Annotated in this window: 8 protein-coding genes and 3 pseudogenes; 8 read left to right on the top strand and 3 right to left on the bottom strand. The window is 70.0% G+C overall.

The features are described 5' to 3' along the window. Positions 1–663 precede the first annotated feature (663 nt). Positions 664–897: pseudogene (locus tag ACZ518_RS08610) on the top strand (cellulose binding domain-containing protein); the annotation flags it as partial. Here ACZ518_RS08610 and ACZ518_RS08605 read toward each other — a convergent pair. Then, positions 896–1,042, bottom strand: a pseudogene (locus ACZ518_RS08605) (transposase); the annotation flags it as partial. The pseudogenes ACZ518_RS08610 and ACZ518_RS08605 overlap by 2 nt on opposite strands. 11 nt (positions 1,043–1,053) lie before the next feature. On the opposite strand from ACZ518_RS08605, the gene ACZ518_RS08600 reads away from it, so the two are divergent. Together ACZ518_RS08600 and ACZ518_RS08595 are read left to right on the top strand one after the other, a co-directional pair. Further along, complete coding sequence (locus ACZ518_RS08600; RefSeq protein WP_469112258.1) at positions 1,054–2,346, top strand: RNA-guided endonuclease InsQ/TnpB family protein; 1,293 nt, start codon at positions 1,054–1,056, stop codon at positions 2,344–2,346. A gap of 38 nt (positions 2,347–2,384) precedes the next feature. Then, positions 2,385–3,821 (top strand): annotated as a pseudogene (locus ACZ518_RS08595) (glycoside hydrolase family 48 protein); the annotation flags it as partial. A 97-nt stretch (positions 3,822–3,918) separates the two neighbouring features. On the opposite strand, the gene araA reads toward ACZ518_RS08595, so the two are convergent. Next, complete coding sequence (gene araA, locus ACZ518_RS08590) at positions 3,919–5,430, bottom strand: L-arabinose isomerase (protein WP_469112257.1); 1,512 nt, start codon at positions 5,428–5,430, stop codon at positions 3,919–3,921. 81 nt (positions 5,431–5,511) lie between these two features. After that, positions 5,512–7,206, bottom strand: coding sequence for a ribulokinase (araB, locus tag ACZ518_RS08585; protein WP_469112256.1), 1,695 nt, complete (start codon positions 7,204–7,206; stop codon positions 5,512–5,514). 535 nt (positions 7,207–7,741) lie between these two features. Between araB and ACZ518_RS08580 the strand changes: the two genes are divergently transcribed. The 5 genes from ACZ518_RS08580 (at position 7,742) to ACZ518_RS08560 (ending at position 13,822) form a co-directional block, all read left to right on the top strand. Further along, positions 7,742–8,737: an ABC transporter substrate-binding protein gene (locus tag ACZ518_RS08580; RefSeq protein WP_469112255.1), complete on the top strand. Its 996-nt coding sequence runs from the start codon at positions 7,742–7,744 to the stop codon at positions 8,735–8,737. Positions 8,738–8,916: 179 nt separating this feature from the next. Continuing rightward, positions 8,917–10,479, top strand: a complete 1,563-nt coding sequence (locus tag ACZ518_RS08575) for a sugar ABC transporter ATP-binding protein (RefSeq protein WP_469112254.1) — start codon at positions 8,917–8,919, stop codon at positions 10,477–10,479. After that, on the top strand, positions 10,476–11,576 hold the full coding sequence (locus ACZ518_RS08570) for an ABC transporter permease (RefSeq protein WP_469112253.1): 1,101 nt from the start codon (positions 10,476–10,478) through the stop codon (positions 11,574–11,576). Before ACZ518_RS08575 ends, ACZ518_RS08570 begins: the two co-directional genes overlap by 4 nt. Next, positions 11,573–12,595, top strand: coding sequence for a galactofuranose ABC transporter, permease protein YjfF (gene yjfF, locus ACZ518_RS08565; protein WP_469112252.1), 1,023 nt, complete (start codon positions 11,573–11,575; stop codon positions 12,593–12,595). Before ACZ518_RS08570 ends, yjfF begins: the two co-directional genes overlap by 4 nt. Before the next feature lie 102 nt (positions 12,596–12,697). After that, positions 12,698–13,822: an aldose epimerase family protein gene (locus tag ACZ518_RS08560; RefSeq protein WP_469112251.1), complete on the top strand. Its 1,125-nt coding sequence runs from the start codon at positions 12,698–12,700 to the stop codon at positions 13,820–13,822. Positions 13,823–13,838: the final 16 nt, after the last annotated feature.

Below are 13,838 nucleotides of genomic sequence, written 5' to 3'. Positions count from 1 at the left end.
TGCGCAGGGGTGCCGTCGTACGGAGCGGGCGCGGTCGTCGCAACCGGGCCGTGGCGCGGTCGGTGAACGCGTGTCCGCAGGTGTGCTCGCCGCTCTCGCCCGCGACCGGGGGCCCGGTCCGCGACCGAGGCGAGGGGGGGAACGGGTGGGCCACTGGCTCGGGTCGTTGTAGACGATCCCGGGGACCGGCAGGAAACTGCGGGCCCCGGTCGCATGCACGGCCTGCACCAGGTCCTGTGTGCCGGCGATGGTGTGGCCGATGCCGGCAAGTACCGCCGTCGCGCGAGGTTAGCGCCGCTCCGCCGAGCAGTGCTGACAGGCGCGGGGTCTCGATGAGCGAGTCCTTGCAGCACGTTGCGCCCTGACGGGCGCCGACTGATGGAACCGCTCCCACTGGTTGGGGCCAGACCGTAGCGCCAAGTGCCGCCAAGCAAAAGAGGAGTTGAGTAAATTCCTCGGAGATTGCTTTCGACTCTTCACAGGTCTTGACGCCGTCGGGCCACCTCTGCACAGTGGGAGCGCTCCCACTGGTTCGGAGCTTGTGCGCACCCGCTCCTCTCATCCCGTCTCCCCCGAGCCGCGAGGAGAACCATCCGCATGCCGTCACATCCCCCACCCGGATTCCACGGACGACGCACACTGCTGATCGCGTCCGCCACGGCCATGGCCCTCTCCCTCCCCCTGGTCCTCACGGCCGTCGGCGCCGCCACCACCACCACCACCACCACCGCGGCGGCGGCGGCGGTGCAGTGCAGCGTCGACTACAAGACCAACGACTGGGGTTCGGGCTTTACCGCCGAGATCACCCTCGCCAACCGGTCCGCGACCGCTCTCGACGGCTGGAATCTCACCTACGACTACTCCGGCAACCAGCAGCTGACCAACGGCTGGAACGGCGTGTGATTTCTTCGATGCGGGTCAGCATCGTGTCGGTGAACGCATTCCGCCTGTACTTGGTGACAAAAACCAATTGAACATGCAGGTTGTAGACAACATGGCGGCCAGTTCTGACGTCGGGATTCGGGTTCCATCGAGGTGACATAAACCAATGCTATGGTCGGGAACGCGAGCGAACAGGCGGCAGTGAAGCGGCAGTTCGGGCATCGCGCCCGGCTCGCGCTGTCGCCTGCCGGGGTTCGCAAGGCGGATGATCAGGCGCATGCGGCCCGCACGATGTGGAATCTCCTGCATGCGTGGTGGCAGATGATGCCGAAGGAGAAGCGGACTCTCGCACACGCGGACGCCGCGATCCGCCAGGCCCGCGAGGACATCGACTTTCTCGCTGTGCTTCCCGCGCAGGCCGCGCAAGCGGTGTTGAAGACGTACTTCCAGGCGTGGAAGAACTGCTGGGACGGCCGCGCCGACGCCCCGAATTTCAAAGGCCGTTTCCGCACGGTGATGTCCGTGGACATCCCGCAGGGCCGCGACCTGTACATCACCCGCGTGCACCGCCGCTGGGGCATGGTCAACCTGCCGAAGATCGGCCGGGTCCGCTTCCGGTGGACCAAGGACCTGCCGGTCGGCAAGCGTGCCGACGCGGAGAACCGGATCACCGGGGCCCGGCTGGTCAAGGACGCCCTCGGCTGGCATATCGCCTTCCGCGTCCAGACCCTGGAGACCGGGCCCGAGCCCCACCAGGGGCCGGAAGTGGGCGTCGACGTGGGCGTCACCGTGCCCCTCGCCCTCTCGGACGGTGAGACGTACGAGCACGACGAATGGCTGACGGAGAAGGAGAAGGCCAAACTCCTGCACCTGGAGCGGCGCGCCGCCCAGCGCAAGGCACACCGCAAGCCCGGCGAGCGCGCCAGCCGCCGGCTCCAACACACCTACGACCAGATCGCAGGACTCCGCGCGAAAGCCAAGCGCAGGGCACTGGACTGGCAGCACCAGACGACCACCGCCATCGCCCGCACATACGGCACGATCGTGGTCGAAGCACTCACCATCACGAACATGGTCAAGTCCGCCAGGGGAACCGTCGAAGAGCCGGGGAAGAACGTCGCCCAGAAGTCCGGGCTGAACCGCTCCATCAGCGGGGAAGCGTGGGGCCGGACCGTCACCATGCTGACGTACAAGACCGCCCGGCACGGTGGCACCCTGCACAAGGTCCCCGCCCCCGGCACCTCCCAACGCTGCTCCGCGTGCGGCCTCACCACACCCGGCAGCAGGGAGTCCCAGGCCGTGTTCGTGTGCAAGAACCCGGACTGCGGCTGGTCGGGCAACGCCGACCACAACGCAGCCCGGAACGTCTTGCACCTGTACCGGATGGGCCTCTCGCTCATCCCGGCTGCCGGGAGGGCAGTCGTCAGGCGCGCCAAACGCGTCAAGCCCGCTGCCGCAAGGTAAGCAGGAATCTCCCGGCTCCGGCCGGGAGAGCACTTCAAGGCTACGGCAACGGGCCCGGAAAGTGCTCCGCCGGACCGACCGCGACCGGACCCTCGTACATCAACACCTTCCAGCGCGGACCCGAGGAATCGGTCTGGGAGACCGTGCCCCACCCCACCTGCGACAACTTCACCTACGGCGGCAAGAACGGCTACCTCGACCTGTTCACCGGGGACGCCTCCTACGCCAAGCAGTGGAAGTTCACCGATGCCCCGGACGCCGACGCGCGGGCCGTCCAGGCCGCCTACTGGGCCGACGTCTGGGCCAAGGAGCAGGGCAAGGGGACCCAGGTCACCGCGACCGTCTCCAAGGCGGCCAGGATGGGCGACTACCTGCGGTACTCGATGTTCGACAAGTACTTCAAGAAGGCCGGGAACTGCGTCGGCCCGACCGTCTGCCCCGCCGGCACCGGCAAGGACAGCGCGCACTACCTGATGTCCTGGTACTACGCCTGGGGCGGCGCCACCGACACCGCGGCCGGCTGGTCCTGGCGGATCGGCTCCAGCCACGCGCACAGCGGATACCAGAACCCCCTCGCCGCCTACGCGCTCAGCGAGTACGCCCCGCTGAAGCCCAAGTCGCCGACCGGCGCCGCGGACTGGGCGACCAGCCTCGACCGGCAGCTCGAGTTCTACCGCTGGCTCCAGTCCGACGAGGGCGCCATCGCGGGCGGCGCCACCAACAGCTGGCAGGGGCGCTACGCACAGCCCCCGGCCGGGACCCCCACCTTCCACGGCCTCTTCTACGACGAGAAGCCGGTCTACCAGGACCCGCCGTCCAACCAGTGGTTCGGCTTCCAGGCCTGGTCCATGGAGCGGGTCGCCGAACTCTACGAGCAGACGGGCGATGCGGGCGCCAAGGCCCTGCTCGACAAGTGGGTCGGCTGGGCCCTGTCGAAGACCACGATCAACCCCGACGGCACCTACCGCATCCCCTCCACCCTCAAGTGGTCCGGCGCCCCCGACACCTGGAACGCTTCGGCTCCCGGCGCCAACGCGGGCCTGCACGTCACCGTCGCCGACTACACCGACGACGTGGGCGTGGCCGCCGCATACGCCAAGACGCTGACCTACTACGCCGCGAAGTCCGGGAACGCCGAGGCCAAGCGGGTCGCCAAGGCCCTGCTCGACGGCATGTGGGCCCACCACCAGGACCCGCTGGGCCTCTCCGTGCAGGAGACCCGGACCGACTACAAGCGCTTCAACGACCCGGTGTACGTGCCCGGCACGTGGACCGGAAAGATGCCGAACGGCGACGCGGTGAACTCCTCGTCCACCTTCGCCTCGATCCGCGGCTTCTACAAGAACGACCCGGCCTGGCCGAAGGTCGAGGCCTACCTCGCGGGCGGCGCCGCACCCGTCTTCACCTACCACCGGTTCTGGGCCCAGGCGGACATCGCCCTGGCGATGGGCTCGTACGCGGAGCTGCTCGAATAACGGAGCGCCCCGCCCGGAGACGGCTCCGCGTACGACGAGTCCGGGCAGGCCCCCAGGGCCTGCCCGGCCTCCACGCGTGCGCCGGGATCCGAGCGGTTCAGAGCCCCAGTGCGAGCCGGTGGTACGCCTGGTTCCAGCGGAGATCGCGCCGGAACTGCCTCGGAGTGGTGGTCTCGTCGATGAGCGCGAGTTCCATGCGGAGCATCTCGGCCAGGTCGTCGAGGTGGTCGGAGGTGAGGGCGGTGCTGAGGACGGTGTGGTGCGGTCCTCCGGCCGTCAGCCAGGATTCGGTGGAGGTCCGCAGGTCGGGTCGGGGCCGCCAGACCGCGCGGGCGACGGGCAGGGCGGGCAGCGGGTGAGGGGGTGCCACCACGTCGATGTCATTGGCGACCAGGCGGAAGCGGTCGCCGAGGTCGGCGAGCCCGACCACCACGGCCGGTCCGGGGGCCGCGTCGAACACCAGGCGCACCGGGTCCTCCCGCCCGCCGATGCCGAGGGGGTGGATCTGACAGCTGGGCCTGGCGGTCGCGAGGGTGGGGCAGACCTCCAGCATGTGTGCGCCGAGGATGAGCTCGTTGCCGGGTGTCATGTCGTAGGTGTAGTCCTCCATGAAGGAGGTGCCGCCCGGGAGACCGGTGGCGGCCACCTTGAGGGCGCGCAGCAGGGTGGCGGTCTTCCAGTCGCCCTCTCCTCCGAAGCCGTAGCCCTGGGCCATGAGCCGCTGGACCGCGAGGCCGGGCAGCTGGCGCAGTCCGCCCAGGTCCTCGAAGTTGGTGGTGAAGGCCCCGAAGCCGCCCGTTTCGAGGAAGGTGCGCAGGCCGGCTTCGATGCGGGCCGCGTAACGCAGCGCGTCGTGCCGTTCGCCGCCCGGTCGCAGTCCGGGCGCCAGGTGGTAGACGTCCGCGTACTCCTCGACGAGGGAAGCCACCTCGCTCTCGTCCGCGCTGTCGATGACCTCCACCAGGTCGTTGACGCCGTAGGTGTTGACGGAGACGCCGAAGCGCAACTGGGCCTCGACCTTGTCGCCCTCGGTGACGGCCACGTCGCGCATGTTGTCGCCGAAGCGGGCGACCTTGAGGGTGGCCAGTTCGGATCGCGCGGCGGCCGCCCGCGCCCAGATCGCGACGCGTGCGGTCGTGTCCGGATCGGTGACGTGGCCGGCCACGGTCTTGCGGGGGACGCCGAGGCGGGCCTGGACGTGCCCGAACTCGCGGTCTCCGTGGGCGGCTTGGTTGAGGTTCATGAAGTCCATGTCGATGGTGTCCCAGGGCAGGGCCACGTTCGACTGGGTGTGGAGATGCAGCAACGGCTTGCGCAGTGCGTCCAGTCCGGCTATCCACATCTTGGCCGGCGAGAAGGTGTGCATCCAGGCGATGAGCCCGATGCACCGGTCGTCGGCGTTCGCATCGAGGCAGGTCCGGCGGATGGCGTCGGCGTCGGTCAGTACCGGCTTCCACACGACACGTGGGGGAAGGCCGGAGACGTCGGCCAGGGTGGTGGCGATCTGCCGCGACTGTTCGGCGACCTGCTTCAGGGTGTCCTCCCCGTACAGGCCTTGGCTGCCGGTGAGGAACCAGATTTCCTGGGCGGGAGATGTTCGGCTGGGCACATGGACTCCTGAAGGTGACGTCCCGCAACGGGGTGAGGGTGCCGGGCGGGTGGGGAAGTGGTGACGGACAGCGGGGCGCGGTCAGCCCCCGGTGCGGGCCGCGTCGCGGATGCTCCTCAGCCGGTGCAGCAGGCCGCCGTCCGCGAAGTGGTCGTGCAGGAGCCGGTATTCGGCGTAGAGGGCGTCGTAGGCGTCGGCCCGGGAGGCGTCGGGCGTGTAGACGGCGGGCAGGCGGCGGCCCATGGCGGCGGTGGCCGTGCGTACGTCCGCGTGCGCGCCGGCGGCCACGGCGGCGTGGATGGCCGACCCGAGGGCGGGGCCCTGGTCGGAGGCGGCCAGGGAGACGGGGCGGCGCAGCACGTCGGAGTAGATCTGCATCAGCAGTTCGTTCTTGGCCAGTCCGCCGGCGACGATGAACTCGTGCACCGGTACGCCGCCGCTCTCCAGGGCCTCCACGATGACGCGGGTGCCGAACGCGGTGGCTTCGAGCAGTGCGCGGTAGACGTCCTCGGGGCGGGTCGCGAGGGTGAGGCCCACGATGACTCCGGAGAGGTGGTGGTCGACGAGGACCGAACGGTTGCCGTTCAGCCAGTCGAGGGCGACCAGGCCGTGTGCGCCGACCGGCTGGCCTGCGGCTTTGCGGGTCAGCAGGGCGTGCAGGTCCTCGCCGCGGTCGGCGGCCTCGGCGAGGTAGTCCGGCGGGACGCCTTGGTCCAGTACCCAGGCGAAGATGTCGCCGACCGCGCTCTGGCCGGCCTCGTAGCCGTAGGTCCCCTCGACGATCCCGCCGGCCACGACACCGCAGATGCCTGGTACGTCGGCGAGGACGGGGGCGTTCACGACGTGGCACGTGGAGGTCCCCATGATGGCGAGCAGCGAGCCGTCCTCGACGGCCTGGGCCGCCGCCGCGGTGACATGGGCGTCGACGTTGCCCGCGGCCACGGCGATGCCGGGGGGCAGCCCCGTCCACGCTGCCGCCTCCGTACTGAGCAAGCCCACGCGTGAGCCCAGCGCGGAGAGGGGGAATTCGAGGCGGGTGCGCGCGAAGTCGGCGAACCGGGGGTTCAGCGCGGCCAGGTACTCCTCGCTCGGGTAGGCGCCGTCCTGGTGGATGCCCTTGTATCCGGCCGTGCAGGCGTTGCGGGACTCGGCTCCGGTGAGCTGCCACACGATCCAGTCGGCGGCCTCGATCCACCGCGCGCAGGTTTCGTAGACGAGCGGATCCTCCTCCAGGACCTGGAGGGCCTTCGCGAACTGCCACTCGGCGGAGATCCGGCCGCCGTAGCGGGCGATCCATTTCTCCCCGCGGGCGTGGGCGAGTTCGTTGATGCGGTCGGCATGCGACTGGGCGGAGTGGTGCTTCCACAGCTTGGGCCACGCGTGCGGCCGTCCGGCGAGGTCGGTCTCGGCGAGGGGGGTCCCGTCGGCCAGCGTGGGCAGGACGGTGCAGGCGGTGAAGTCGGTGGCGATGCCGATCACCGCGGCGGGGTCGATCCCGGCCGCCGCCACCGCCTGCGGGACGGCGTGACGCAGTACGTCCCGCCAGTCCTGGGGGTGTTGCAGGGCCCAGTCCGGAGGAAGTGGCGCACCGCCGTGCGGCAGGTGGCGGTCGATGACGCCGTGCCGGTAGACGTGGACCGCCGCGGCCAGCTCCTGACCGTCGCGAACCCGCGCCACCACGGCGCGGCCCGACAGCGTGCCGAAGTCGACGCCGACCGTGTACCGCTCCGATTCCTCGGAATACGGGGTGGGCGCGAGGGGACGGGGTGAGGTCAACGGAGTGCCTTTCGAAGGAGCCGGGGGGCGGCAGGCGGCGGCCCGGCGGGCGGCGGCCCGGCAGGAGGCGTCGCCCGCCCGCGATCGTGGCGGTCGGCCGGGTGGGTCCAATGCACTGCATTGTGAGCGCTAACAATGTCGAGAGGCAAGGGGTCTGTGTGGATCACGTGTGAGCTCCGTCGGCGCAGTGGCCTCCGTATACGGCGGCCCGGACTGATCTGCGTTCGAAGTGGCGCAGGTTGTGCCGTCAATCCGGGTGGTGAGGCCGATGGCCTCGGGAACGGATTGACGTCCGCCTCGCTGCCGAGCCCGAGGCGGTAACGGGGAGGTAACGTGCGCAAGGGGGTTGAGAACCTGGCTTGTTAGCGCTCACAATGCCACGGTGCCCCCCTCTCAAGGGGTCCCTCTCCTGCCGAACCGGACGCCGGCCACCGCCGGCCGTCGTGGGCCGCGGCACTCCTGGGGCTCCTGGTGGGCAAAGCCCGGCCCCGGCCGTGCGGCGCCTCTTCCTGTACACCCTGAAAGGACATCCGACATGGCTCGCAGAGCAGTTCTCGTCCTCACCGCCGGCCTTCTCGCCTCCTCGTTGACCGCCTGCTCGACCAGCGCCCCCGCCTCCGGGTCCCCCTCGGAGGCCAAGGGGGGGTCCGGCAGGACGATCACGCTCGGCTTCGCCCAGGTCGGCGCCGAGAGCGGCTGGCGCACCGCCAACACCAAGTCCGTCCAGGAGGCGGCGAAGAAGGCCGGGATCACCCTCAAGTTCTCCGACGCGCAGCAGAAGCAGGAGAACCAGATCAAGGCGATCCGCAACTTCATACAGCAGAAGGTCGACGTCATCGCCTTCTCGCCGGTCGTGGAGTCCGGCTGGGACACGGTGCTGAAGGAGGCCAAGGACGCGGGCATCCCGGTCATCCTCACCGACCGCGCCGTGGACACCAAGGACACCTCCCTCTACAAGACCTTCCTGGGCTCGGACTTCGTCAAGGAGGGCAAGTCCGCGGGCGAGTGGCTGACCGCCGCCTATGCGAACGAGCAGGGCCCGGTCGACATCGTCGAGCTCCAGGGCACCACGGGCTCCGCACCCGCCAACGACCGCAAGGCCGGCTTCGCCGAGGCCATCCGCGCCGACGGCAAGTTCAAGATCGTCGCCTCGCAGACGGGCGACTTCACCCGTGCCAAGGGCAAGGAGGTCATGCAGGCGTTCCTGAAGTCCCAGAAGGACATCGACGTCCTCTACGCCCACAACGACGACATGGCCCTCGGCGCCATCCAGGCCATCGAGGAGTCCGGCAAGAAGCCCGGTACGGACATCAAGGTGATCTCGGTGGACGGAATCAAGGACGCCTTCGTCGCGATGACCGAGGGCAAGATCAACGTCGTGGTGGAGTGCAACCCGATGCTCGGTGACCAGCTGATGGAGCTGACCAAGAAGGTCGCGGCGGGGGAGAGCGTGCCGCCTCGCATCGAGACCCAGGAGGGCGTCTTCCCGCAGGACAAGGCCGCGGCCGCGCTGCCGTCCCGGAGCTACTGACGCAGCAGGTTCCGGTGCGGGAGGAGGCCCGTCCCGGGCCGTCTCTCCGGCCGTCTCTTCGGCCCGTCTCTTCGGCTCGTCTCCTTCGGCCCGGCCGACAGGACCGGAAAGAGACGACCCAGGTGCCTCCTCCAGTGTCGGCAACCCGCTCCACCACCCCACCCACGAGAGGAGGGCGGATGGCATCCCCGTCCACCACCCCGCGGCCCACGGACGCGGGCGGCCCGCGACCCGTCCTGGAAGCCCAGGGCATCCGCAAGCAGTTCCCGGGCGTGCTCGCCCTCGACGGAGTCGCCCTGCGGCTCTTCCCCGGTGAGGTGCACGCCCTGATGGGTGAGAACGGCGCCGGGAAGTCCACCTTGATCAAGGTGCTCACCGGTGTCCACCCCGCCGACGGCGGCACCCTCGTGGTCGACGGCCGGCCCCACGCGTTCGCGGACCCACTCCAGGCGCAGCAGGCCGGAATCAGCACCGTCTACCAGGAGGTGAACCTCTGCCCGAACATCTCGGTCGCCGAGAACATCCTCATCGGGCGCGAACCGCGCCGGTTCGGTCTCATCCACTGGTCCGCGATGCGGCAGCGGGCGGCCGAGCTGCTGACGGAACTGGACCTCGACCTGGACGTCACCAGTCTGCTCGACGCGCATTCGCTGGCGGTACAGCAACTGGTCGCCATCGTACGGGCGGTGGACGTCTCGGCGAAGGTGCTCGTGCTGGACGAACCCACCTCCAGCCTGGACCGCGAGGAGGTCGCCCAGCTCTTCACGCTGGTGCGGCGCCTGCGGGACCGCGGTGTGGCCATCCTGTTCGTCACGCACTTCCTCGACCAGGTCTTCGACCTCTGCGACCGCGTCACCATCCTGCGCAACGGCCGACTGGAGGGCGAGTACCCCATCGGGGAACTGACGCCGGTGACGCTGGTACAGCGCATGATCGGCGGCGAACTGGCCACCCTCGACCAGCTGTCCGAACGTGCCCACGAGGAAGCGGTCGAACGGGAGACCGGCGAACCGTTCCTGCGGGCACGGCGACTGACCCGCACGGGCTCGATCGAACCGTACGACCTCGACATCCACGCCGGCGAGGTCATCGGGCTGGCAGGGCTCCTCGGTTCGGGCCGCACCGAAGTGGCGCGCCTCCTGTTCGGCGCGGACAGCGCGGACGCCGGAGAGGTGAGCATCGAGGGCGAGAAGGTGGTCCTGCGGACCCCCCGCCACGCCATCGCCCGGGGCATCGCGTTCTGCTCCGAGAACCGCAAGTCCGAGGGGCTGGTGGGCGAGCTCACGGTCCGCGAGAACATCGTCCTCGCCCTCCAGGCCGCCCGCGGCTGGACCAGGCCGCTGGCCCGGGCGAAACAGGACGAACTGGCGCGGCACTGGATCGAAGCCCTGGACATCCGGCCCGCCGACCCCGAAGCGCAGGTACGCCACCTCAGCGGAGGCAACCAGCAGAAGGTGCTGCTCGCGCGCTGGCTGCTGACCGCCCCCCGGCTCCTGATCCTCGACGAACCCACCCGGGGCATCGACATCGGGGCCAAGGCGGAGATCCAGAAACTCGTGGCCCGCCTGGCGGGCGACGGCACCTCGGTGCTGTTCATCTCGGCGGAACTCGAAGAGGTCCTGCGCCTGAGCCACCGGATCGCGGTGCTCCGCGACCACCGCATGGTGGCCACCCTCGCGAACGACGACACCGTCACGCCCGAACGCCTCCTCACGACCATCGCCACCGGAACGGACTCATGACCACCCAGCCCGCCAAGTCCGAGGCGGCCGGCGGAATCGGGAGACGACTGGCCGGCCACCGCCTGCTGTGGCCCGCGCTCATCCTGCTCGCCCTGCTCCTCGGCAACCTCGCGTTCCACCGCGACTTCTTCTCCGTCCGCGTACGAGACGGCCACCTCTACGGCAGCCTCATCGACATCCTGCAGTTCGGCGCACCCCTCGTCCTGGTGGCGCTCGGCATGACCCTGGTCATCGCCACCCGCGGGATCGACCTCTCGGTGGGTTCCACCGTCGCCATCGCCGGCGCCCTCGCCTGTGGGCACATCTCCACCGCCGCGGATCCCGGCAGTGCCGCCACCATGCTCACGGCCGTCGCCCTCGCGCTCGGCGTCGCCCTCGTGCTGGGCCTGGCCAACGGTTTCCTGGTGTCCGGTCTGGGGGTGCAGCCCATCGTGGCCACGTTGATCCTCATGGTCGCTGGCCGCGGTGTCGCCCAGCTGATCACCGACGGTCAGATCATCACGGTGACCAGCGCCCCCTACAAGATGATCGGGGGTGGCTACTGGCTGACCTTCCCGTTCGCCGTACTCCTGGCAGCCGCCCTCGTCGCGCTCACCGCCTTCGTCACCCGTCGCAGCGCACTCGGCATGCTGATCGAGTCCGTGGGCGGCAACCCCGCGGCCAGCCGTCTGGTCGGCATCCGCGCGGGCGGTCTGCTCGCCCTGGTCTACGTCTTCAGCGCGCTGTGCGCCGCCGTCGCCGGGCTGATGATCAGTTCCAACGTCTCCAGCGCCGACGGCAACAACGCGGGCCTGTGGATCGAACTCGACGCGATCCTCGCCGTCGTCGTCGGCGGCACCGCCCTGACCGGAGGACGCTTCTCCCTCGGCGGCACGGTCCTGGGCGCCCTGATCATCCAGACGCTGTCCACCACCGTCTACACCCTCGGTGTCCCGCCCGAGACCACCCTCGTCTTCAAGGCCTTCGTCGTCATCGTCGTCTGCCTCGTGCAGTCCCCGGTCTTCCGGGCCAAGGTCCTGCGCCGCCGCAGGACGACCACTCCCCGATCCCACACCACGGCGGGCGCCGCCCCGCAGCAGCAGGAGGCAGGCGCATGAGTACCGGCATCGCGGGCGCCGCCGCGCAACTCGCCCGCCCCTTCGCGACCGTGTCGCCGCGCAGCCGCACCCGTATCCCACTGATCGTCACGGCCGTCCTGCTGGTCGTCATGTTCAGCGTCGGGTCGGTGCGCTACGAGGGCTTCCTCTCCGCGCAGGTCGTGCTGAACCTGCTGATCGACAACGGATTCCTCCTGGTCGTCGCGGTCGGGGCGACCTTCGTCATCCTCACCGGCGGCATCGACCTGTCCGTCGGCTCCATGGTGGCCCTGTCGACCATGCTCACCGCCTGGCTGGTCGAGTCGCACGGCTGGCCCCTGGCCACCGTCATCCCCCTCGTCCTGCTGGTCGGCGCCGCGAGCGGGACGCTCATGGGCTGGATCATCCACACCTTCGAGATCCAGCCGTTCATCGTCACCCTGGCGGGCATGTTCCTCGCCCGCGGGCTCTGCTACACGATCAGCACCGAATCCATCACGATCAGCGACCCCACCACGGCCGCGATCGCGCAGACCCGGCTGTACGGCCCGGGGGGCCTGTTCGTCTCGATCCCGGTGGTCATCGCCCTGGCCGTGCTGGTGATCGCCTTCGTCGTACTGCACCACACGCGTTTCGGTCGCAACGTGTACGCGCTGGGCGGCAACGAGTCCTCCGCACGCCTGATGGGCCTTCCGGCGGGCTCCACCAAGATCGCCGTGTACGCCGTCAGCGGCCTGTGCTCCGCACTCGGCGGCCTGCTGCTGACCTTCTACATGCTCTCCGGCTACGCCCTCCACGCCATGGGCATGGAACTCGACGCGATCGCCGCCACCGTGATCGGCGGCACCCTGCTGACCGGCGGCTCCGGCTTCGTCCTGGGCACGGCCCTCGGCGTGCTCGTCCTCGGCATGATCCAGACGGTCGTCAACTTCCAGGGCACGCTCAGCTCCTGGTGGACCCGGATCGTCATCGGCGCCCTGCTGCTCGTGTTCATCGTGCTGCAACGTCTGATGAGCGGCCGCCGTCCCGCCACCGACTGACTCAGGCCAGCCCATCAGCCCGTGCCACCGCGGTCGCGCGCCGAGATCACAGCTCGTTTCCCGGCGCGCCCGGCGGTGGACCGACTTCCAGGGAATACCGCCATGGAACACGCATACGAATCTGTCGGCCGGGCCGCCGAGCCCGGGCAGACCGCCGCCGGTCCGCGGGCGGTCCGCCCCCAGCGCCTGGACGATGAGGGACCGGGGGAGAGGTGGCGGTTCGGCTTCCCCGGACGGGCCTGCGCGGAGGTCCACACGCGCGGCGCCCGCCTCCATTCCCTGATCCTGCCGGACCGCTGGGGCCACACCGCCGACGTGGTGCTCGCCGCCCGCGACCCCGGAGCCTGCGAGGGCTCCGCACGCTACTTCGGCGCGACGGTGGGCCGTTACGCCAACCGGATCGCCGGCGGCCGGCTCGTCGTCGACGGCGTCACCCACCGGCTCGCCACCCAGGAGACCGGGCACGCGTTGCACGGCGGCCCCGACGGGTTCGACCAGCGCGTGTGGCGGTGCGAACCCTTCCACACCGTGCACCGCACCGGTGTCCGTCTGTTCCTGCACAGCCCCCACGGCGACCAGGGATTCCCCGGCGCCCTCAACGTGCGCGTCACCTACACGCTGGACCGGGACGACAACCTGACCCTGTCGTACCAGGCGGTCGCCGACGCGCCGACGATCGTCAACCTCACCAACCACGCCTACTGGAACCTCGAAGGAGAGGGCCGGGGCAACGTCCTGGCCCACCATCTCCAGGTCGAGGCCCCCCTCTACACCCCCGTCGACAGCGAGCTGATCCCCGACGGCCCCCACCGCTCGGTCAGCGGCACCCCGTTCGACCTCCGCCGGCCCCGGCGGCTCTCCGACGTACTGACCCATGCGGATGCGCAGCTGGTCCTCGCCGGTGGCGGCTTCGACCACAACTGGGTCCTCGACGGCGCCCGGCGAGCCCGTCCCCGCAAGGCCGCCGTGTTGTACGCCCCCGCATCCGGCCGCCGCATGGACGTGCTCACCACGGAACCGGGCATCCAGGTCTACACCGCCCAAGGCCTGACCGGTGACATCACGGGCAAGGGAGGCAGGCCCTACCAGGCCTACGCGGGGGTCGCGCTGGAGACGCAGCACTTCCCGGACTCGCCGAACCGCCCCGACTATCCGACGGTCCTGCTGCGCCCGGGCGAGCTGTACCGGTCCACCACGATCCACCGTTTCACCACGGTCACCGTCTGAGAGGGGCGGCGCCGGC

It is taken from the genome of Streptomyces sp. NPDC033966 (genome assembly GCF_055575955.1).
This window is presented reverse-complemented; position numbering and strand designations above follow the sequence as displayed.

Bases quoted from the DNA above. Each gene is read 5' to 3' on its own strand.
- ACZ518_RS08560 (WP_469112251.1), top strand. From the start codon at position 12,698: ATGGAACACGCATACGAATCTGTCGGCCGGGCCGCCGAGCCCGGGCAG.
- ACZ518_RS08570 (WP_469112253.1), top strand. From the start codon at position 10,476: ATGACCACCCAGCCCGCCAAGTCCGAGGCGGCCGGCGGAATCGGGAGA.
- ACZ518_RS08575 (WP_469112254.1), top strand. From the start codon at position 8,917: ATGGCATCCCCGTCCACCACCCCGCGGCCCACGGACGCGGGCGGCCCG.
- yjfF (WP_469112252.1), top strand. From the start codon at position 11,573: ATGAGTACCGGCATCGCGGGCGCCGCCGCGCAACTCGCCCGCCCCTTC.
- ACZ518_RS08600 (WP_469112258.1), top strand. From the start codon at position 1,054: ATGGTCGGGAACGCGAGCGAACAGGCGGCAGTGAAGCGGCAGTTCGGG.
- ACZ518_RS08580 (WP_469112255.1), top strand. From the start codon at position 7,742: ATGGCTCGCAGAGCAGTTCTCGTCCTCACCGCCGGCCTTCTCGCCTCC.